This is a genomic window from Rhodococcus sp. NPDC056743, assembly GCF_042790355.1.
In the GTDB taxonomy this organism is placed as follows: domain Bacteria; phylum Actinomycetota; class Actinomycetes; order Mycobacteriales; family Mycobacteriaceae; genus Rhodococcus_F.
Map to the genome: position 1 here is coordinate 26,014 of NZ_JBHTZI010000014.1, position 20,385 is coordinate 46,398.

20 protein-coding genes are annotated in these 20,385 nt (G+C 61.0%); 12 read left to right on the top strand and 8 right to left on the bottom strand.

Annotated features, from left to right (window positions below):
* The first annotated feature begins 18 nt into the window (after window positions 1-18).
* From ACFRFQ_RS27970 to ACFRFQ_RS27985, 4 genes are all read left to right on the top strand, one after another.
* Window positions 19-1,017, top strand: a complete 999-nt coding sequence (locus tag ACFRFQ_RS27970) for an ABC transporter ATP-binding protein (protein WP_378664873.1) — start codon at window positions 19-21, stop codon at window positions 1,015-1,017.
* 9 nt (window positions 1,018-1,026) lie between these two features.
* A complete protein-coding gene (locus ACFRFQ_RS27975) occupies window positions 1,027-2,046 on the top strand; it encodes an ABC transporter ATP-binding protein (RefSeq protein WP_378664874.1) in 1,020 nt (339 codons plus the stop codon).
* Window positions 2,047-2,085: 39 nt separating this feature from the next.
* Window positions 2,086-3,660 (top strand): ABC transporter substrate-binding protein, encoded by a 1,575-nt coding sequence (locus tag ACFRFQ_RS27980; protein WP_378664875.1) that lies wholly within the window; start codon window positions 2,086-2,088, stop codon window positions 3,658-3,660.
* Between the two features lie 214 nt (window positions 3,661-3,874).
* Entirely contained in the window at window positions 3,875-4,567 is a 693-nt protein-coding gene (locus tag ACFRFQ_RS27985) for a TIGR00266 family protein (RefSeq protein ID WP_378664876.1), read from the top strand.
* Between the two features lie 12 nt (window positions 4,568-4,579).
* Here ACFRFQ_RS27985 and ACFRFQ_RS27990 read toward each other — a convergent pair whose 3' ends face one another.
* From ACFRFQ_RS27990 to ACFRFQ_RS28005, 4 genes are read right to left on the bottom strand one after another with little or no spacing between them, the layout of a single operon-like run.
* Complete coding sequence (locus ACFRFQ_RS27990; RefSeq protein WP_378664877.1) at window positions 4,580-5,632, bottom strand: CaiB/BaiF CoA transferase family protein; 1,053 nt, start codon at window positions 5,630-5,632, stop codon at window positions 4,580-4,582.
* Window positions 5,629-6,585, bottom strand: coding sequence for an LLM class F420-dependent oxidoreductase (locus ACFRFQ_RS27995; RefSeq protein WP_378664878.1), 957 nt, complete (start codon window positions 6,583-6,585; stop codon window positions 5,629-5,631). The genes ACFRFQ_RS27990 and ACFRFQ_RS27995 overlap by 4 nt, the downstream gene beginning before the upstream one ends.
* On the bottom strand, window positions 6,570-6,998 hold the full coding sequence (locus ACFRFQ_RS28000; RefSeq protein ID WP_095887999.1) for a cobalamin B12-binding domain-containing protein: 429 nt from the start codon (window positions 6,996-6,998) through the stop codon (window positions 6,570-6,572). Before ACFRFQ_RS28000 ends, ACFRFQ_RS27995 begins: the two co-directional genes overlap by 16 nt.
* The gene (locus ACFRFQ_RS28005) at window positions 6,998-8,575 is read right to left on the bottom strand and encodes a methylmalonyl-CoA mutase family protein (protein WP_378664879.1); all 1,578 of its coding nucleotides are present in this window, start codon (window positions 8,573-8,575) and stop codon (window positions 6,998-7,000) included. The genes ACFRFQ_RS28000 and ACFRFQ_RS28005 overlap by 1 nt, the downstream gene beginning before the upstream one ends.
* Before the next feature lie 70 nt (window positions 8,576-8,645).
* Here ACFRFQ_RS28005 and ACFRFQ_RS28010 point away from each other — a divergent pair, with 70 nt between their 5' ends.
* Together ACFRFQ_RS28010 and ACFRFQ_RS28015 are read left to right on the top strand one after the other, a co-directional pair.
* Complete coding sequence (locus ACFRFQ_RS28010; RefSeq protein ID WP_378664880.1) at window positions 8,646-9,473, top strand: SDR family oxidoreductase; 828 nt, start codon at window positions 8,646-8,648, stop codon at window positions 9,471-9,473.
* 89 nt (window positions 9,474-9,562) lie between these two features.
* Window positions 9,563-10,621: an alpha/beta fold hydrolase gene (locus ACFRFQ_RS28015; RefSeq protein WP_378664881.1), complete on the top strand. Its 1,059-nt coding sequence runs from the start codon at window positions 9,563-9,565 to the stop codon at window positions 10,619-10,621.
* Window positions 10,622-10,628: 7 nt separating this feature from the next.
* Here ACFRFQ_RS28015 and ACFRFQ_RS28020 read toward each other — a convergent pair whose 3' ends face one another.
* On the bottom strand, window positions 10,629-11,741 hold the full coding sequence (locus tag ACFRFQ_RS28020; protein ID WP_378664882.1) for a hypothetical protein: 1,113 nt from the start codon (window positions 11,739-11,741) through the stop codon (window positions 10,629-10,631).
* Window positions 11,726-12,847: a phosphotransferase family protein gene (locus tag ACFRFQ_RS28025; RefSeq protein WP_378664883.1), complete on the bottom strand. Its 1,122-nt coding sequence runs from the start codon at window positions 12,845-12,847 to the stop codon at window positions 11,726-11,728. Before ACFRFQ_RS28025 ends, ACFRFQ_RS28020 begins: the two co-directional genes overlap by 16 nt.
* A 161-nt stretch (window positions 12,848-13,008) precedes the next feature.
* Between ACFRFQ_RS28025 and ACFRFQ_RS28030 the strand changes: the two genes are divergently transcribed.
* Window positions 13,009-13,623 carry a TetR/AcrR family transcriptional regulator gene (locus ACFRFQ_RS28030; RefSeq protein WP_378664884.1) on the top strand — a complete coding sequence of 205 codons (615 nt, stop codon included), beginning with the start codon at window positions 13,009-13,011 and terminating at the stop codon, window positions 13,621-13,623.
* On the opposite strand, the gene ACFRFQ_RS28035 is transcribed toward ACFRFQ_RS28030, so the two are convergent.
* Complete coding sequence (locus ACFRFQ_RS28035) at window positions 13,613-14,863, bottom strand: VWA domain-containing protein (protein WP_378664885.1); 1,251 nt, start codon at window positions 14,861-14,863, stop codon at window positions 13,613-13,615. The two genes, ACFRFQ_RS28030 and ACFRFQ_RS28035, sit on opposite strands and share 11 nt — an antisense overlap.
* A 118-nt stretch (window positions 14,864-14,981) precedes the next feature.
* Here ACFRFQ_RS28035 and ACFRFQ_RS28040 point away from each other — a divergent pair, with 118 nt between their 5' ends.
* The 4 genes from ACFRFQ_RS28040 to ACFRFQ_RS28055 all read left to right on the top strand — a co-directional run bounded on the left by ACFRFQ_RS28040 (window position 14,982) and on the right by ACFRFQ_RS28055 (window position 17,564).
* Window positions 14,982-15,485 (top strand): MarR family winged helix-turn-helix transcriptional regulator, encoded by a 504-nt coding sequence (locus tag ACFRFQ_RS28040; protein WP_378664886.1) that lies wholly within the window; start codon window positions 14,982-14,984, stop codon window positions 15,483-15,485.
* A gap of 11 nt (window positions 15,486-15,496) precedes the next feature.
* Window positions 15,497-16,555 carry an LLM class flavin-dependent oxidoreductase gene (locus tag ACFRFQ_RS28045; protein ID WP_378664887.1) on the top strand — a complete coding sequence of 353 codons (1,059 nt, stop codon included), beginning with the start codon at window positions 15,497-15,499 and terminating at the stop codon, window positions 16,553-16,555.
* 8 nt (window positions 16,556-16,563) lie between these two features.
* Entirely contained in the window at window positions 16,564-17,127 is a 564-nt protein-coding gene (gene msuE, locus ACFRFQ_RS28050; RefSeq protein WP_378664888.1) for an FMN reductase, read from the top strand.
* A gap of 62 nt (window positions 17,128-17,189) precedes the next feature.
* Window positions 17,190-17,564, top strand: a complete 375-nt coding sequence (locus ACFRFQ_RS28055; protein WP_378664889.1) for a CD225/dispanin family protein — start codon at window positions 17,190-17,192, stop codon at window positions 17,562-17,564.
* On the opposite strand, the gene ACFRFQ_RS28060 is transcribed toward ACFRFQ_RS28055, so the two are convergent.
* Complete coding sequence (locus ACFRFQ_RS28060) at window positions 17,561-18,694, bottom strand: lipase family protein (RefSeq protein ID WP_378664890.1); 1,134 nt, start codon at window positions 18,692-18,694, stop codon at window positions 17,561-17,563. The genes ACFRFQ_RS28055 and ACFRFQ_RS28060 overlap by 4 nt on opposite strands.
* Window positions 18,695-18,877: 183 nt before the next feature.
* On the opposite strand from ACFRFQ_RS28060, the gene ACFRFQ_RS28065 reads away from it, so the two are divergent.
* Window positions 18,878-20,341, top strand: coding sequence for a flavin-containing monooxygenase (locus ACFRFQ_RS28065; RefSeq protein WP_378664891.1), 1,464 nt, complete (start codon window positions 18,878-18,880; stop codon window positions 20,339-20,341).
* Window positions 20,342-20,385 lie beyond the last annotated feature (44 nt).

A 20,385-nucleotide genomic window follows, 5' to 3' on the forward strand; every position in this document is an offset into this window, starting at 1 on the left:
TCAAAGGGCCGGATCACCATGAACTCTCAGCCACTCCTCGAAGTGAGGAATCTACGTGCCCATATCGGCACACCACGCGGAATCGTGCGTGCCGTGGACGACGTCTCCTTGACCTTGGACCGAAGTCAAGCACTGGGAATCGTCGGTGAATCCGGCTCGGGCAAGTCCGTCATGGCACGGGCCATCATGGGCCTGATGCCACCACGTTCTGGCCGATCAGGGGAAGTCACCTTCCAAGGACGCGACCTACTGGCGCTGACGAAGAAGGAAAAGCTCGAGATCTGGGGCAACCAGATCGCCATGGTCTTCCAGGATCCGGGCAGATCCCTCAACCCTGTAGTCAAAGTGGAACGACAAATGACCGAAGGGATGCGCCGCCATCTCGGAGTCAGCCGTTCCGAAGCGCACAGTCGGGCCCTCGACCTCCTCAAGGAGGTCGGGGTGCCCGACCCCGAACGGCGCCTGAGTAACTACCCCCACGAAATGTCCGGCGGTATGCGCCAGCGTGTCATGATCGCGATCGCACTCGCGTGCGAGCCGGATCTGTTGATCGCCGACGAACCCACGACCGCATTGGACGTGACCATTCAGCGCCAGATCCTGGACCTGCTGCGCCGCATCCAACGTGAACGTGGCACCTCGATGCTGCTGATCAGTCACGATCTCGCTGTCGTTGCCGGCCGAACCGACCGCGTCTCCGTCATGTACGCGGGCAAGATCGCCGAAATAGGCTCCACCCGAGAAGTATTCGACGAGCCGCGCCACCGCTACACCCACGCTCTCCTGGGAGCAACGCCCACCATCGACCACGAACGCCACTCACCGTTGCGGTTGATCGACGGATCGCTCCCCGATCCCACGTCCCCGCCCGAAGGTTGCCGCTTCGAGCCACGCTGCGGTCAGGCCGTCGCAGAGTGTTCCACCCCCGGCCTGCAGTTGGAATCAGTTGGCGCAGATCATGATGTGGCGTGCCTCAACCCGGTCGCCGTCCCGGCGTCGGCAATGTCCGGAAGGTAAGAGAATCTCATGGCTGGTAGTGGTAGCGCTCACCTACGGGGCGACGACGCTCTCCTGAGTGTTCAAGATCTTGTCGTGGAATATCACACAAGTTCCGGAACCGTTCAGGCCGTATCCAAGATCAGTTTCGACGTCCTGCCCGGTGAAACCCTCGGCATCGTCGGTGAATCCGGTTGCGGAAAGTCCACCACCGGACGCGCAGTTCTGCGTCTGGACCGCGTCACCGCGGGTCGAATCCGCTTCGGCGAGGACTGGATCGAAAACGCCGACGAATCACAGATGCGTAAACTGCGCCGCGACATGCAGATGATCTTCCAGGACCCGGTAGCGTCACTGAACCCGCGTCGCTCCGTCAAAGACATCGTCGTCGAAGGCATGTCGGTCGCCGGCGCCCCCTCAGCCGAAAAAGTCACCACCTCGGCGTCGGTGCTCGAACAGGTCGGTCTGTCCGGCACGCGGTTCGCAGAGATGTTGCCGCGCCAACTCTCCGGCGGCCAGGCGCAGCGTGTGGCGATCGCCCGCGCTCTCGCTCTGAGCCCCCGACTGTTGATCTGCGACGAACCTGTCTCCGCGCTCGACGTCTCCGTACAGGCACAGATCCTGAATCTCATCGAAGTGCTCAAGAGCGAGTTCGACCTCACCGTTGTCTTCATCGCCCACGACCTTGGTGTGGTGCGAACCGTCAGCGACAACGTCATGGTCATGTACCTCGGCAAAGTATGCGAGTTCGGCGACTCCGTCGAGGTGTACGACGACCCCGCCCATCCGTACACCCGCGCACTGCTCGATTCAGTACCCCTGACCGATCCGGAAAAGGGCTTTGCCGGACCGGCCTTGGAAGGAGATGTGCCGTCACCGCTTTCACCGCCGAGTGGATGCCGGTTCCGCACCCGTTGTCCACAGGTCGAGGAACGTTGCACCACGGAGGAACCTGAGATGAGAGAGGTTCGTCCCGGCCAGTTCGCAGCATGTCACTTCCCCCTGGCCCCGGTGAGCAAGAACCTTCTGGTGGACAGCGTTGCCGGGTGAACTCGACTTGCCGGCTGCATTACTTCTGAAAGGTCGACCATGATCCGAACGAGACGCGCAGTAACCGCGACTCTGGCCGCGGTATGTTCCGCGGCTCTGTTTCTCAGTGCGTGCGGCACCAGCCCCGCAGAAACCTCCGGGGGCAATGCCGACGCCGGTGAACCGGTAGCGGGCGGCGTGGCACGTGCCATCGTCATCGGCGAACCTCGCACCCTTGATCCGGCTGGACTGGGTAATTCGTGGACGCGGCAGAGTCTCCTCGGAAATGCTCTGTACGGAACGTTGATGATCGAGGATCCCGCGACACTGGACATGAAGTTCACCATGGCAAGCGACTTCTCCACGGCTGACGGTGGATCGACGTTCACACTGAAACTTCGCCCAGAACTGAAATTTTCCGACGAAACACCGTTGGACGCGGCAGCCGTGAAGTTCAACTGGGATCGTCTGCGTGATCCCGCAAATCCGTCCGACTCGATCAGGCAGGCGTCGCAGGTGGCGTCCACCGAAGTGGTGGACGCGACGACCCTGAACGTGATGATGGCGGCACCCAGTCCGGTCTTCCCGCAGGCTCTGGTGACCGGCGCGATGAATTGGATCGCCTCACCCACCGCATTGCAGAAGGGACAAGCCGCCTTCGATGAAAACCCTGTTGGTGCCGGGCCGTTCACGCTGACGAGGTGGACACGCCAGGACGTCATGGAGTTGAAGAAGAACCCGCTGTACTGGGATGCGCCGAAGCCGTATCTCGACGGGCTGACTCTCCGAACGGTGGCTGACGCAACGCAACGCCTCAACACGATGATCGCGGGCGGTGCGGACTTTGCCATGGAAACGAACTGGGCAAGCCTGGCTCAGGCGCAGGACGCCGGTTTGTCCACCGACACAGTATCGTTCGGTGGCGGACTCTACATGGGTATGAACACACGGCGCGCACCGTTCGACGACGAACGTGCCCGTCGGGCAGTCTCCATGGCTGTCGACCTCGAAGCAATCAACACCGTGATCAACGACGGCAAAGGGGTTGTTCCGCAGACACTGTTCCCGGAAACATCACCGTTCTTTTCGGATATTCCGCTGACGACTCCGAACAAGGAGACGGCGCAAAAGCTCTTCGACGAGTTGGCAGCCGAGGGTAAACCTCTGTCCTTCACCTTCACCACCTATGCACTGCCGGAGAACAAGGCAACAGCCGAGACCGTTCAAGCCCAGCTGAGCGCGTTCAAGAATGTCTCCATGGATATCGAGGTTGTCGACGCCGCCACCGGAAACTCCCGCAATGCCACGCATGATTTCGACATGATCATTGCATCGGCGCTGTTCCAGGATCCCGATGCCGCGCTGTGGACCGCATTTCATTCCTCGTCGCAGGGAAACATCACCGGAATCAGCGACCGGCAACTCAGCGACGCCCTGGACGCCGGCCGTGTCGGGAAGACAATCGAGGAACGCCGCGCGGCCTACGAGACCGTGCAGAAGCGTCTGGTAGCGCTTGAGCCCGGCGTTTGGTACGCCAAATCTGCACCGTCGGTAATCATGGCAAAGTATGCACATGGGGTTCAGATGTACGGCTTCGGATCACCACTGCCCGAGGAGTTCTGGATGGAAAACTGATCTCTGCCCCGGTCCTGAATGCACACAAGTCACCTCGCCCGGTCGCATCCCGCCATCTGCGACCGGGTTGTGTGCACTCAGGCACGGCGCAGCAGCGCAAAACCAGGCATGCTGAACGCAATACAACGATCGGATAGCGAACCTCCGAGAATTCGATCCGGACCAATCACCACAGGCGATAATTCACTCGAGAACCGGTACTCGAGAGGAATCCATGAAAACAGAAATCGTCTGCGGTCCCGCGTTCGCGCTGGCCGAGATCAGTGTCCCCGCGGGCGGATCAGTCCGCGTCGAAGCCGGAGCGATGGCGATGATGCGGGGTGACATCTCGATCACCACGTCGACGCGGGGTGGCTTCATGAAGGGTCTCCGTCGCTCACTTGGTGGGTCGAGTTTCTTCGTCAACGACTTCAGCAGTGATCGCGGTGGCGTCGTAGGTGTCGCCGGCGCACTGCCGGGTGACGTAGTCGAAACCACCATCGATGAAGGGGCTGCTCTGCTCGTCCAATCCGGCTGCTGGCTGGCATCCGATGCGACCGTCGACGTCGACTCGAAATGGGGAGGCAGCAAAGGTTTCTTCAGTGGAGCCGGGCTTGTTTTGCTGCGGTGCAGCGGAAGAGGCGAGATCCTGCTCTCCAGCTACGGCGCCATCCGGCCGGTAACGCTCGGCGCGGAGGAAACCATGACACTCGATTCCGGTCACGTCGTCGCGTTCGACGAATCCGTCCAGTACCGCATTCGCAAAGCCGGCGGCTGGAAATCGATGATCCTCGGCGGCGAAGGCATCGTCACCGAATTCACCGGACCAGGCAGAGTCTGGATGCAAACGCGCAGCGCAACAGACCTCGTCGACTGGCTTCGCACCCGAATGCCGTCGAGCAGCAGTACCAGCAGCAACGACAGCTGAGCAGTCCGTCAATCACATCCGGGCAGGAACATCCCCGTGCTCACCGAGCAGCGGCGGCGGGCCGTACTCGTGGTCGTAGCCGGCGACTCGGATGGGGCTCCCCACCAAGCGGTAGTCGCCGGCCGTCACGATCGCCTCCGGTGTCGCGTTCAGCGCGTCAGGTAGTGAACGTACGGCTGACGCGGGAACTCCCAACGGGCGCAGACGAGATTCCCAGTGAGCCGCGGTGTCCGTAGCCAGTGCAGCAGTCACCGCGGCCAGAACCTCGTCTCGGCGATCGGCCCGCTCCCCCATCGTGGAGAATCCGTCGATGCCGGCTTCTCCCGCAAACAACTTCCAGAAGCCGTCGTGGGTGATGAACAGAGCGAGGTAGCCTTCCGCCGTCGGGAAAAGCTGCGCCGGAACGTAATACGAGTGTGCGCCATTAGGCATCCGACGCGGTTCGACCCCGTCGTTGAGGTAGGACGACGCTCGATAGTTGAGCTGCGAGAGCATGACGTCTTGCAACGACACCTCTACCTGACCCCCGTTGCCCGAGACGATCTGCGCCAGAAGGCCCAGTGCCGCAGTAAGTCCGGACGAGTTGTCTGCCGAGGAGTATCCGGGAAGCGTCGGCGGACCGGACGGGTCGCCGGTCAGTGAAGCAATTCCGGTTGCTGCCTGGATGACGTAGTCGAAGGCGGGATCGTCACCTGCCGCTAGACCGAATCCGGTGAGTGCGACGCAGACGATCTGTTCGTTCCATTTGCGCAGAGCCTCGTAGGTCAGCCCATACCGGTGGATTGCTGACGGCTTCAGGTTCGCCAGAAGAGCGTCCGACTCCGCTACCAACTCGCCGAGACGCGCTTGTCCCGCCTCGGTGGTGAGGTCCAGGCAGATACTCCGTTTACCGCGATTGAGGCTGGCAAAGTAGGAATCGCTGACCTGTCTCGATATGTCACCGCTCGGTGGTTCGATCTTGATCACGTCGGCGCCGAGATCAGCCAGCATCATGGTGGCGTACGGTCCAGCGAGCATGTGCCCGATCTCGAGGATCCGGATGCCCGCGAGCGGCCCGGCGGTCACCGGAACTCCGCTGCGATCTGTGCGATCACTTCGCGTGTCCGATACTTCGACGCGATCAGTTCGTCCCGAGTGTTCCCGATGGGAAGTAGTCGCATCGAGAGATCGGTAACCCCGGCCGCCTCGTAGCTACGGAATCCCTCGAGTATCGCGTTCTCGTCTCCGACAACGCACAGATCGCCAATGTCCTTGGCGCCACCCTTTTCCAAGAGCTTCTGATAGTTCGGCGAAACCTCGGCTTCACCGAGAATCCGGTTGGCTCGCTCGCGCGCCGTGTCGACCTCGGACGGACTGCACAGGCAGACGGGGATACCGGCGATGATGCGCGGATCGGGACGGCCGGCATCGGCCGCTGCCTTGCTGATTCGAGGAACGACGTGATCTTCGATTGCGCGCTGGTCCGCCATCCACAGTATTGTTCCATCGGCGCGCTCGCCTGCGATCTTCAGCATGACGGGTCCGAGAGCGGCAACCAGAACCGGCATCGGCGTAACCGGACCGATCTCGAGCGGGTTGTGCACGGTAAACGTCGAGTTCTCCACGTCAACCGGGCCGGGGCCGGTAAGGGCCGCGGCAAGGACCTCGAGATAGTCGCGGGTGAGACCGGCAGGCTTGACATAGGGCAAGCCGAGCATGTCCTCGATGATCCAGTGATGCGACGGACCGACACCGAGCGCCAAGCGCCCGTCGGTTGCCGCGTGAGCCGAGAGCGCTTGGCGCGCCAGTGCAATCGGATGCTGCGCCTGTAGCGGAACCACAGCCGTGCCGATTTCGATTCTCGACGTCCGCGTGCCCATTAGCGACACGGCCGTCAAGGCGTCGAAGTCGCTGGGAACCTGCGGCACCCAGACACTGTCGAGGCCGGCGGCCTCGGCCCACTCCACGTCCGCCATCATGCGGGCGACCTTCTTCGCGGAGTCGCCCCGCTCGGGGCCGATCATCACTCCGATGCGCACGGTTCCTCCAGGTTTGCTGTTGCCGATGTTTCAGTCAATGCGCGTACTCCGCTGACCAACTCTTCCAGTGACGCGCCGGTGGGAAACACTGCCGAGGCACCGGCCTCGAGCAGGCGCGGCACATCCGACTGCGGGATTGTGCCTCCTACAACAACTTTGATATCCCCCGCGTCCGCAGCCCGAAGAGCCTCGACGGTTCGGGTTGTGAGCGCGACGTGAGCACCGGAGAGAATACTGAGCCCGACAACAGCCACATCTTCTTGCAGTGCGATGGTGACGATGTCTTCGACCGTGCGCCTGATTCCGGTGTAGATGACCTCGAATCCGGCGTCGCGCAACGCTCGCGCGACGATCTTGGCACCACGGTCATGGCCGTCGAGGCCGGGCTTTGCGACAAGGACACGGGCGCTCATCAGAACACCACCGGCTGCTGGAATTCGCCCCATACTGCCTTGAGGGACGAGACCATCTCGCCGACTGTGCAGTACGCGTTGGCGCAGTCGATCAACTTGTGCATCAGATTGTCCGTTCCTTCCGCTGCTCGGGACAGTGCCGTCAGTGACCTCGCCACCTCGTCAGGATCACGGTCCGCCTTGACCTTCGCGAGTCGTTTCAGTTGCAGCTCACGCCCTTCGGCATTGAGCTCGTAGGTCGAAATCTCCGGTGCGGGTTCCTCGGAGACGAACCGGTTGACTCCGACAACCGGTTTTTCTCCCGATTCGACGTCCTTGTGGAGTTGGTAGGCTTCGTCGGCGATCAGCCCCTGCAAGTAGCCGTCTTCGATGGCCCGAACCATGCCGCCGTGCGCTTCGAGATCCGCCATGATCTCGATGAGTCGCTCTTCCGTTGCGTCCGTAAGGGCTTCGACGAAGTAGGACCCACCGAGCGGGTCGGCCACCCGCGTCACGCCGGTCTCGTAGGCGAGGATCTGCTGGGTACGCAGGGCCAGCGTCGCAGACTCTTCACTGGGAAGAGCAAAGGGCTCGTCCCAGGCCGCTGTGAACATGGACTGGACGCCGCCGAGTACAGACGCCATGGACTCGTACGCCACACGCACGAGGTTGTTCTGCGCCTGAGGCGCGTACAGCGACGCGCCACCGGCGACACAACCGAAGCGGAACATCGACGCCTTGTCGGTGCTGGCTCCGTAGCGTTCCCGGACGATGGTGGCCCAACGACGTCGTCCGGCACGATATTTGGCGATCTCCTCGAAGAAGTCGCCATGCGTGTAGAAGAAGAACGAAATCTGCGGCGCAAACTCGTCGATCGTCATGCGCCCACGCTCCACCACGGTGTCGCAGTAGGTGACACCGTCCGCGAGCGTGAAGGCCATCTCCTGGACAGCGGTAGCGCCGGCATCACGGAAGTGCGCTCCGGCCACCGAGATTGCATTGAACCGGGGCACCTCGGCAGCGCAGAACTCGATGGTGTCGGCTATCAGCCGCAGCGACGGCTCCGGCGGCCAGATCCACGTACCGCGGGAGGCATATTCCTTGAGGATGTCGTTCTGGATCGTCCCGGTGAGCTTCTCACGCGGAACACCCTTGCGTTCAGCGGCGGCCACGTAGAACGCCAGCAGAATCGCTGCTGTTCCGTTGATCGTGAAACTGGTGCTGATCTTGTCGAGCGGGATGTCCTCGAACAACACCTCCGCGTCGGCGAGGGTATCGACTGCAACGCCCACACGGCCGACTTCTTCGGTGACCTCAGGGTCATCGGAGTCGTAACCGCATTGAGTGGGCAGGTCGAGGGCAACCGAGAGGCCCGTTCCACCTTGCGCGAGGAGATAGCGGTAGCGCGCGTTGGACTCTTCCGCGGTACCGAACCCGGAGTACTGCCGAAAAGTCCACAAGCGCCCTCGATATCCCGAGGAGAAGTTGCCGCGGGTAAAGGGGTACGCGCCCGGTGCGGGCGGATCGACAGTCCTGTCCTCCGGTCCGTAGACCGGAGCGAGAGGGATGCCGGACGAGGTTTCCGTGAAGTCGTTCATCGTTGAATACGGTACTTGCAAAAAATGAGAATGCCAATACCATTCCAGAGAACGAGAACTTAGGAGAACGATGCCCAGCCAGAACGCACTCACCGATCGCACTTTGGTCATTTCCGGCGGAAGCCGTGGAATCGGCCTTGCCATCGCCACCGCAGCAGCCAAGTACGGAGCGAATGTCGTTCTGCTCGCCAAGACCGGCGAACCACACCCGAGACTTCAGGGCACCGTGCATACCGCAGTCGAAGGCATCCAAGCCGCGGGCGGAAAGGCCGTCGCCGTTGTCGGCGATGTTCGAAAGGAAGAGGATGCCCGACGCGCCGTCGCCGTTGCAGTCGAGAATTTCGGGGGCGTCGACATCTGCGTCAACAATGCGAGCGCCATAGCTCTCGAAAGCACGGAAAACCTGCCGGCAAAGAAGTACGACCTCATGCAGGAGATCAATTCACGGGGCACGTTCCTACTCACACAGGCCGCCCTGCCACACCTGCGTGAGTCGGAAAACGCCCACATCCTCACCATTGCACCACCGGTGAACATGAACCCGTACTGGCTCGGCGCACACCCCGCGTACACGCTCTCCAAGTACGGAATGAGCCTGCTCACCTTGGGTTTTGCGGCAGAATTTGCCGACGCCGGTATCGCCGCGAACTGCCTGTGGCCACAGACGTACATCGCTACGGCGGCGGTCGCCAACATGGCCGACGGAGACAGCCTGCTGTCCTCGTCACGTAGTCCGGAAATCATGGCCGACGCAGCCGTCGAGATCTTCTCCCAGCCGTCTACGAAGACCACCGGAAACTGCTTCATCGACGCCGACGTCCTGATCGAGTCGGGAATCACGGACCTGTCAGCCTACGGCGGCGGCGACAATCCGCAGCTTGACCTATTCCTCGACTGATTCGGGTACACCACAACGGGTGTATGTGATTGCAGGTAACATGCACTCGTTGCGGCCGAAGCACGGCTGCCGACTTCGAGGGGACAGCTGTGTTGGATACGAGGCGTTTGATCACGACTGCACATAACGCGTGGGGCCTGTCCTTCGGCAACGGCGTCGAGCAGCGCCGACGCACCCCGTCCACCTTGATCTCCGAAGGTCCGCACCGCGACCTGTACCGCTTCGGAGAAATCCAGGGACGGCCAGTACTCCTGGTACCCCCGTTGGCTGTCCCTGCGTATTGCTACGACCTCCGGCCAGGTCAGAGCCTCGCTGCTCATCTCGTTCGAGGTGGACATACGCCGTACGCGCTCGACTACGGCACCATGCGATATACGGATCGGCACCTGGGATTTGAATCCTGGATCGACGGCATCATCCCCGACGCCATCCGTGCAGTATCCGAATTGCACGACGGCGCAGACGTTTCCGTCATCGGATGGAGCCTTGGCGGAACCATGACGCTGCTGACCGCGTCGGCTCACTCCGACCTTCCGATAACGTCGATCACCGCGATCGGCACCCCGGTCGACTACACCAAAATTCCTACTATCAGCCCACTTCGGCTGATCGGTGGATACACCGGCGATCGCCCACTCACGACGGCTACCGATCTGTTCGGCGGACTGCCCGCTCCCCTGGTGCAAGCTAGTTACCGCGTCACCGCGCCGCAACGGGAACTGCTCAAGCCGTGGTTCATCGCCAAGAACCTGCACAACACCGAGACCCTTGCCCGCATGGAGTCGATCGACACCTTCATGGCGGACATGCCCGGCTACCCCGGGCGAGCATTCCGACAGATCTGTAGACAACTCATTCTGGGCAACGGTTTGTACAAGAACACAATCGTTCTGGGCGGTCGAAGTATCGACTTGGCCGATCTGAATGTGCCGGTACTCGCGATCGGCGGATCCTCTGACGTCATAGCGCCCGCCGCCTCGGTAGCGGCGATCCAGTCGGTTCTGACCGGATCACCGTCCGTGCGATTCGAGGAGGTGCCGGGAAGTCATCTCGGCATCGTGGCCGGCCCGACGTCAGAGAACTCCACCTGGACACACATCGACAATTTCTTGAAAGACATTACTCAGCAATTGGTTACGGCCCTCTAGATGCCGTTCACTTCGCCATGTCAAGCCAACCCACAAAACCGGATGGGTCGTGGCGCCCCATGACGGCGTGTTCGAACATGCCCCAGCCCTGTGCTCCGTTGCACGTTGCCCGCGCGATGTGGTCGATCGTTCCGTAGGGAAGCTTGGCGACGATCGCCGGATCGGTGAGGTCGTACACCGACGACGAACTCCAGTTGCGGCCGCGCCATTCTCCATGCGTCCAGTCGCTGTCGCCACCGTAGCCGGCACCGACGTTGAGAGCGACAAATCCGATGGTGTCGACATCGACGACCAGAGGTTCGCCGGTCGGCGTGGTCAGGTGGATACGCGCACTCTCGGGATGCCTGGTTCCCGGCCGGTACGTGATTTCGGTACGCGGCCAACCCAATTGCTCGACTCTTCCGTCCGGGAAGGTCCGCGTCGCGTGGCTCAGAGTGCGGTAGCCATCGGGGCTTTCCTGCACGATGATCATCAGTGCAAACTCGTCGAAGCGTAGCGGCACATACGTCCACCAGTGACCGCCAGGAGGTTCGTCGCCCATGCGGCCGGCTGGATCGGGCTCGCCGACGGGTCTGATCCCCCACGAACGGTCACGACTTCCCGTCCACACTGCCGGATCGACGGCAATATCGGTGCCGCGCACGCTCATCGTGCCGGACCAACTTCCAACCTGCGCAAAGCGGGTGGCGTCGAGAATCGCTCGCGGACCCGACATCAAGGTGTGGTGTTCCTCGAGTACCGAATCGAAGGCGCCTTCCCACGTCATGTCGAAGGAAAGATCCTCGTGCTCGCAGACAAGCCGCAAGGTCTGCAGCGGCTTGATCACCTCGACGCGGTACCCACCCACTTCAGTCTTGGTCGACGCACCGTCGTGCGCGTCCGAAAAGCGCACTGCTACTTGTGTATCACCGGTACGAACGGTGGCAAATGCATCGACGACGCCTAGGTTGGGATACACCCCGAGCCCGGTCACGAGGAAGACATCCCCGGTGCGATCGTGGGCATTGAAGTAGCAGCGGTCGTAGAAATTCCGGTCCGTGCTGGCAACACGTGCCATGGACAGCGGCGCCTGGTGCACCGGGTATTCGTCCAGATCGATCGGCTTCATTTCTTGTCCCATTCGTAGGTTCCATCGATGAGGTCGGCAAGCATGCGGTGATGCAGTACGTATTCGTCGGGATTCTCCGGAGCCTCTATCTCCCCGAAGTGGATTCGGCGTCGGGCGATCTGCGACATGACGATTCCGTGCCGCAGTGCGGCGTACACCAGATAGAAGTCGAGGTCGCGCACCGTCGCGCCCGTCGCTTTCTCGTATTCCGCGACCACGTCTTCCCGTCGGAACATCTGCGGCAGTCCGGGCATGGAGAACTGTTCTGCCAGATCCTGGAACTGACGGTGGAAGAAGATGAACCAACCGAGATCAACTTCGCGCGGCGCCGCGGCTGCCGATTCCCAGTCGAGGACCGCGGTCGGAGTGGTTCCTTGGAACATGATGTTGCCAACCCGCGAGTCACCCCAGCACAACACATCTGCACTCGGTTCTTCTGGCCAGTGAGCTTCGAGCCAACCGAAAGCAGCTTCCAACAACGGGATTCGCAGCCCGTCGTCGCGGCGCGTCCATTCGTAATATGCGCGCTCACCCTCGAAGTGTCGACGCAAGCCTGACATGCCACTCAGAAAGGGCAACTGCGCGTCGATGCCGTGAATCCGCGCCAGAATATCTATGCTGTTCGACTGAATGCTGGCCTGATCTTCACTGTTCGATTCCAGAAGCCATCCGCCGAACACATAGGGCGGGTTGTCCACGGGCACTGCGCCGCTCACTCGGTCCATAACCAGAAACGGAGTCCCGAGGGCTTCCGGCGATGTCTCGACCCAGCGAACGCGTGGGACCGGCACGTCACTTCGCTCGCGGACAGCGGTCAAGACATCGAACTGATACTGGAGGTCGTACGTCGGAAAGACCGGAAACGCCGAGGCCTCGGGCGCCAGACGCGCAACCAGCTGCGCTGCGTGCGGAGCGCCCTTCTCCGTCCAATCCAGGTCGAACAGCACTGAGACACTGGACATTCCAGAATGAGCCGGCCTACTCAGGTTGTGCACACGCACATCGGTGGCGGCGAGTATTCTGACCAGCCACTTTTCGAGTTGCGCTGAGACAACCTCGAGGTCGGTCTCCGTCGTGGTGATCGACGCTTCCACGTCGTCCGGCATGCTCGTTGTCACAACAGGTAGCCTCCCTTCACTAGATTCACGTTCGCGCCACATCTTCGACTACGCGAAATCACCGGCAGCGTCGAAAGTTCCGCGATTGGGTTAAACTTTCTGTACTGCAGGCCAAATATAGACTTAAGTTCAGTTTTGTGGAAGGTTTTCGGGAGAATTTGATGACCGATGAACAGATGCCGCTCTCACGCCGTGAGCGCAACAAGTACGAGACACGCAAGCGACTCCTGAGCGCGGCCCGCGCATTGTTTGCCGAGCGGGGCGTAACAGGTACCACCATCGACGACCTCGCCGAAGCTGCCGACGTCTCCCGGGCGACGTTCTTCAACTACTTCCCCAGCAAGGACGCGGTGGTCTCAGCGCTACACGACGGCCACATGCAGAAGCTGGGCATCCTGATCGACGGACTGCTCGAGCGCGAGATGACAACACACGAACGGATTCGCCTCGTCTTCGAAGACATCACCGACGCAACACACAGGTTCAGGGAATACCTGCGCGCCGGTGAACTCGAACGAGACCCGGCGCGCGATCAGATCAGTCCTGAACGCACCGAACAGTTCCACGATTTGATCCGTCGACTGCTCGATCGCGGAATCACCGACGGTGACGTGCGCACAGACTACTCAGCCCGTTTTCTCGCTCAGACTGTTGCTGCCGTGTACATCTCGTCGGTTCAGTACTCGAGGCCGCAGCCATCCCCAAGCGCCGGCATCTTCGACGACGCCATGCGATTCATCGCCGAAGCACTCGAACCGCGAGACCCTATCGCGTGATCCCGGCAGCGACGGCACTCTTATGCCAGTCCGGAAATTCGCTCAACAGCCGTGAATAGAGCTCGGAGTCGGAAACGGAATCGATGTCGTCGAGCGCAAAGAACCCCGCGTTGTCGACCACCCGTCCGTCCATGTCGTCGAGCTTCTCGAGCACTCCGTACTTGGCCTTACCGATCCCGACGAACTGCCAGAACGCGGGAAGCGACGACGCGTCGCGCATCAGCGCCGAGATTTCCCGACGCTCGGTGAATCCCCCGTCGGTGAAGAAGAGGACAAGCGTGGGCGCCGTTCCCGCGCGCAAGCCGGACACGATTTCCGTCATGATCGGAATTTCGCGATTGGACGCACCGATCGCGTCGTAGTCGAATCCGCCGTGCGATCCACGCAGATGCAGGTAGTCCTCCGACCAGGATTCGGCGTCGTGCACCGATATCTCCGGAAGTTTGTGGAAGCCGACCGCATACAGATAGGGCTCCAGTTTGCCGTCGTCGTCGAGCTGGATCGCGACGGGAACCATACGCTCGACGACGCGGTGCACCACCTTCGACTTGTACTGCTTGCTCATGCTTCCGGTTTTGTCGATCACCAGGATCACGCGGGCTCGGATTCCGTTGCCACCCTTGGTCAACAGCACCTTCGCAACTTCACGCTTACGAAGGTCGAGCTTCTCTCGTTTGACCATCGACAGCTTGGCCTCGTCGGGAACGCTGCGAATACCGTCCGTCGACGCTTCTTCTGCAGGTTCCTCGTCTACCGAGACTCCGAAGGTTGTCACCAGATCCGCCAATCCCCCGTCCCATCCGGCTGAGACGTTGCGGATCTTCCACGCTTCACCGCGGCGGTAGATCTCGACGAGCACAGCCGCCCGCTCGGTGGTCAAACCCAGCGCGGGTGCAGCGATCTGTTCACCGCCGACCTGATCAATCGTCGCCCCCAATTGCGGTACGTCGGCAAGAGCACCGGCCACATCACCGTCGAGCGCGACCGCAATACTGAGCATCACGATATCTGCGGGCACGGCCGCAGTGTCGATCTCGACAACTCCCCCGGCACTCAGCCGTACCGCACCTTCCGGCGAACTCGGCTGGTTGAAGAAGATGAAGTCCGCGTCGCTGCGCACCTTGTTGTTGCCGCCAAGCTGGAAGACCATCAGGTCGACACTGCCAGGGGCGGCACCCGTCACCGCCACTCTCAGCGCATGCCCGTCGACCGTTGTGTTCGCTCCGCGTACCAACTCCATGCGGGAACACTATCGAGTTCCGAACCTCGCGAAGCGTCCGGGAATAGATTCCGTCCTCACTGCGTAATAGTTGAGTAAGCAATACTTGCGTAAGCAAATAAATCGAGGAGCGACGGCGATGGACCAGGACAAACGGACGCGTGGCCGCGTGTGGCGCAATCTTGTCGTCGCGCACAGCATCGTCCTCGGAAAAATGGAGACTGACCTGCGCGCAAGCACCGGGCTCACACTCGGCCAGTACGACGTGTTGCTCCGTCTCCACGAAGCCCCCGAAAACACGTTGAAAATGGGCGACCTCGCCCAGCAGGTTCTCGTGACCACCAGCGGAGTCACCCGTGTCGTGGATCGATTGGCCGCGGCCGGACTGGTGGAGCGGGTACGCCCCGACACCGATCGACGGGTGGTCACTGTCACGATGACGCCATCCGGGCACAAGACGCTACGCACCGCATCGGCGATCCACACCCGCGGCATCACGGAGTACTTCGCCGACCTCGTCGAACCGGAAGAACTGCCCGTCCTGGACCGCTTCTTCAGCCGTCTCGCGGCTCATCACACCGCCACTACCGACGCCTGTGACGTCGCCGGCACGCATCTGCCCATCACCCCCACAACACGATAGAGAGAAACACCATGGCTTTCGAACTCGGCATCTACCATTTCGGCGAGCTCACGCCCGACCCCGAAACCGGCAACATGATGAACCCCGGTGTCCACCTTCGACATTTGGTAGAGCAGGCAACTGTTGCCGACCAGGTCGGGTTGGACGTCTTCGGAGTCGGTGAGCATCATCGGACGGACTTCGCTGTCTCGTCTCCGGCTGTTGTACTGGCCGCGATGGCGCAGGCAACCGACTCCATCAAACTCTCCAGCGCTGTCACCGTACTCAGCTCGGACGATCCGGTCCGCGTTTTCCAGCAGTTCTCGACGCTCGACCTTCTGTCCGAGGGGCGCGCCGAGATCATCGCCGGACGCGGCTCGTACACCGAATCGTTCCCGCTGTTCGGATACGACCTGTCCCAGTACAACGAGCTGTTTGCGGAAAAGCTCGATCTGCTCCTGAAATTGCGGAACGAGAACCCGATCAATTGGGAGGGACACCTTCGCCCCAGCCTGGTCGACGGTGACGTAACGCCTCGGCCGGACCGTCAGATCCCGGTGTGGATCGCTGTCGGCGGCACCCCGGCATCGGTAGTTCGGGCAGCAAAGCTGGGACTTCCCTTGTCGCTGGCCATCATCGGCGGCAGTTACCAGCAGTTCGAACCCTTTGTCGATCTGTACCGCCGGGCCGCGGTGGAGTTCGGTCACGACCCGAAGAACCTGAAGGTTTCGGTCGCATCGCCAGGATTCGTCGACACGTCGAAGCAAGCCGCTCTCGATACGTCGTACCCGTACTTCCAGGCCGGGTGGATGCAGAACCACCACCAGCGCGGCAACGGAGTTCCCATGCCGCGCAGGGCATACGAAGCACAGGCAACGACGGCTGGAGCGTTCTTCCTCGGCGGTCCGCAAGAAATCATCGACAAGACAATGGCGCAATACGAACTGTTCCACCACGACCGGATCATGATCCAGATGGGATTCGGCAACGTTCCCCAGAAGGATATGCTCCGCGCCATCGAGATCCTGGGCACCGAAGTCGCTCCCGTCGTTCGCAAGGAAATCGAATCCCTGACATCATCCGAGAAGTAGGACCACACATGACAACACCCCTGAAAGTTGTTGCAGTTGTAGGCAACCTGTCCCGGCCGTCGAAAACCCGGGCACTGGTCGACCTCGTCATCGAGACGATGGGAGACGTCGAACAGGTCGACGCTCAGGTTATCGAGATCGTGGATCTGATTCCGGGATTGGCCGGAGCCGCAGGTCGTGACCACGTCGACGCAGCCACCGCCGACGCTCTGCGCGCGGTGGAGAACGCAGACATCGTCATTGCGGCGTCGCCCGTGTTCCGCGGTTCGTACACCGGACTGTTCAAGCATTTCTTCGATCTCGTCGATCAATACGCCCTTGCGAACACGCCTGTCATTCTTGCGGCAACCGGCGGAAGTGATCGCCATGCGCTGGTTCTCGATCAGGCACTGCGGCCACTGTTTGCGTTCTTCCAAGCGTGGACCGCTCCGGTCGGCATCTACCTCAGCGCCGGTGATTTCGACGGTACGACCATCCTCAACCCCGAGGTGTTCGAACGTATCGACATGGCCGTCAAGGACGTTCTTCCGGTAGCTCGATTACTCGCGGATCGAGCAGCAGTCTCCGCCTAAAGGCTGATTCTCGGGCCGAATCGCAGTAGCGTCGAGGGGAACCCTCATGTCAGGAGCCCATCATGACAAGTTCGCAGCAGCCCCCTCAGCCACAACCCACCGCTGCACAACCCAGCACTGGGCAGCCCACCGCTGCAGCCTTTCCCCGGAACCCCGACCGCCCACCGGTCAATGCCGGGTGGGCGGTGGTGTCCTTGCTCTTCTTCTGGCCGCTGGCCTTCTCGGCTTTCAACCACGCGTTCAACGTCTATCCGTTGTGGGCGGACGGGGACGCGGACGGTTCACGCTACGCGTCGGACCGAGTCAAGAGGCTTGGACAGATATCCCTGGTAATAGCGGGCGGACTGCTCTTGATCTTCGTCATCCTGTACGCGATCGCAGCAATAGTGTGGTTCGCGCAGACCGGGGACAGCGATTTTCACCGCCGCATGCGCTAGCGCATTACCCGTTCCGTGAACTCGATCGTCTCATCCATCGATGCAATCACGGACTGACTGTGTGGAACTCCCTGGATTTCTTGATACTCGAATTGCGTACCTCTGGCACGTAGATCGACGAGTTGCGCCCAGGTGAACGGAATGGGCAGTGTTGTGTCGGCGGTAGATTGAACAATGCGCAACGGCCGGTCGTAGCCGTCGACGGGAACCTGGAGCATTGCCCGCATCAGTTCGTAAATGTTTGGCGTCCACAGCGATTGAGAGAATAGAGAGCCCAAGGGAACCCGCTCACTGGCGATGGTGCGACCGATTTCGACAGCACACTGCGTTGCGGCCTTCTCCATCCACGAAATTCCCAGTGGCGAAAGATACTGGCGAACATTCTCTTCCGGACGCTGATCATCGATCCCGCCGAGAAGATAGAGAGCGTAAACCACGAGACCGGGAATACCCAGCTCCGGGAACAACGGGCCCCCGAGCGGGAACAATCCCTCCAGGTGAGTGGGACCGGCAACAACAACGGTTCCCCGGAAATCCAATTCGGGTGCGCGGGAACTCGCTTCATGACCGGCGAAGTAGGCAGCCTGCCCGCCTTCCGAAAGGCCCGCCACCATCCAACGTTCGTCCAGCACGTCGCCGTACACCTCGTGCGCGGCGCGGACGATGTCGATTGCGTTGGCGCCCGCAGCAGGGCCGTCGAGATAAGCCAATGCGCCCTCGGTCCCCAGTCCGGAGTAATCCGTCGCCACAACGGCGTAGCCCTCCGCCAACCATCTTTCGATTGGGCGTCGTTCGGTCTCGTAGAAGCCCGCCACCGAAGGCGCGCAGTGATCAGCGCTGCCCACTGTTCCGTGTGCGTAGGAGATCACGGGCCATCCACCGGTCGGAGGTGTCCCCTCGGGCAGAAATATCGAACCAGACGAGATTCCTTCCCGATCGGCCGTGCGTAGAGTCCGGTAGACAATCTGTTCGGAAACGGCGGCTCCAACCGGTAGCGTCGCCGCGGCGAGTGGCGTGTGGGAGACAACCGATCCCGTGATCGGTTCCTGCGAGTGCGCAACCGTCGTATTCAGCGACAACGCTGTGCCTACAACCACGAGTGCCGCAGCGACCCGACTCGAACAACCCATATTTTCTTTTCTCCCACATTGCCGGTGACGCGTACCCACACCTCCATCATCTGACATGACAGCCGTGAATTGTCGAGCTTCGCGGCGGAGCGGTTCCGACGTCGATCGCCCGCACATCGGTCAGTAGGCTGGGATTCGACCACCTTTTACCGGGATTGCGCACTCGATACGGAGTTGGAAACGATGAGTACCGAACACCTCGATGTAGTGATCGTCGGTGCCGGCCTGTCCGGTATCGGTGCTGCGTATCGCCTTCAGACCGAGCTTCCCGGAAAGTCGTACGCCATCCTCGAGGCTCGTTCGAACAGCGGCGGCACCTGGGATCTGTTCAAGTATCCCGGCATTCGCTCCGACTCGGACATGTTCACACTGGGGTATCCGTTCCGCCCGTGGACCGATGCCAAGGCGATAGCCGACGGCCCGTCGATCCTGCAATACGTCCGAGACACTGCCAGTGAGAACGGCATCGACCAGAAGATACGGTACAACCAGAAAGTGACAGCGGCATCCTGGTCTTCGGACACCTCGGTCTGGACGCTCACCGTCGCGAGCGAAGATCGTGAACACACACTCACCTGCAATTTTCTCTATATCTGCAGCGGCTACTACAGCTACGACGCCGGATACACACCCGATTTCCCAGGCTTGGAGACCTTCGGTGGAACCGTCGTACATCCGCAGTTCTGGCCGGAGGATCTCGATTACGCCGGCAAGAAAGTAGTGGTGATCGGAAGTGGCGCTACCGCAGTAACTTTGGTTCCCACGATGGCCAAGAGCGCCGAGCACGTCACGATGCTGCAACGGTCGCCGTCGTACATTCTCACGTTGGCATCGAAAGACAAGATCGCAGATTCGTTCCGCAAGTACCTGCCGAGCAAGGTGGCGCACAGCGTTGCCCGATGGAAGAGCGTCCTGGTCAATCTCGGCTTCTACCAACTGTGCCGTCGCAGCCCGGCACGCGCGAAGAAGCTGCTGAGTTTGGCCGCCAATCGGCAACTCCCCCAAAATGTCCCGATCGATCCGCACTTCACGCCCACCTACGATCCCTGGGATCAGCGGCTGTGCGTCGTACCCGACGGAGATCTGTTCAAAGCGCTGAGATCCGGAAAAGCCTCGATCGAAACCGATCGTATCGACACGTTCACCGAGTCCGGGATTCGTTTGACGTCCGGCATCGAACTTGATGCAGACATCGTTGTCACAGCAACAGGATTGAAGATGGAAGCCTGCGGCGGAATGTCCCTCGACGTGGACGGCGAGCCGGTATCCCTGGGAGATCGATACGTTTACAAAGGCATGATGATCAGCGGTGTTCCCAATCTTGCGATGTGCGTCGGGTACACCAACGCATCGTGGACGCTCCGCGCAGACCTGACGTCGATGTATGTGTGCCGACTACTCGCCGAAATGGACAAACGCGGATACTCGACATGCGTTCCGCAGGTCACCGAAGACATGGATCAACGTCCCATTCTCGATCTCGAGTCGGGGTACGTGTTGCGTGCCGTCGAACAATTTCCGAAGCAGGGATCGAAGTCGCCCTGGAACATGCGTCAGAACTACATCCTGGATCGCTTCCACTCGACATTCGGGAGCATCAACGACCACATGTCGTTCTCGAAGAACAACTCACGCGCAAGCAGGTAAAGCAATCGGGTAAATCCGATGACCACGCCGACGAAAAGGCACAA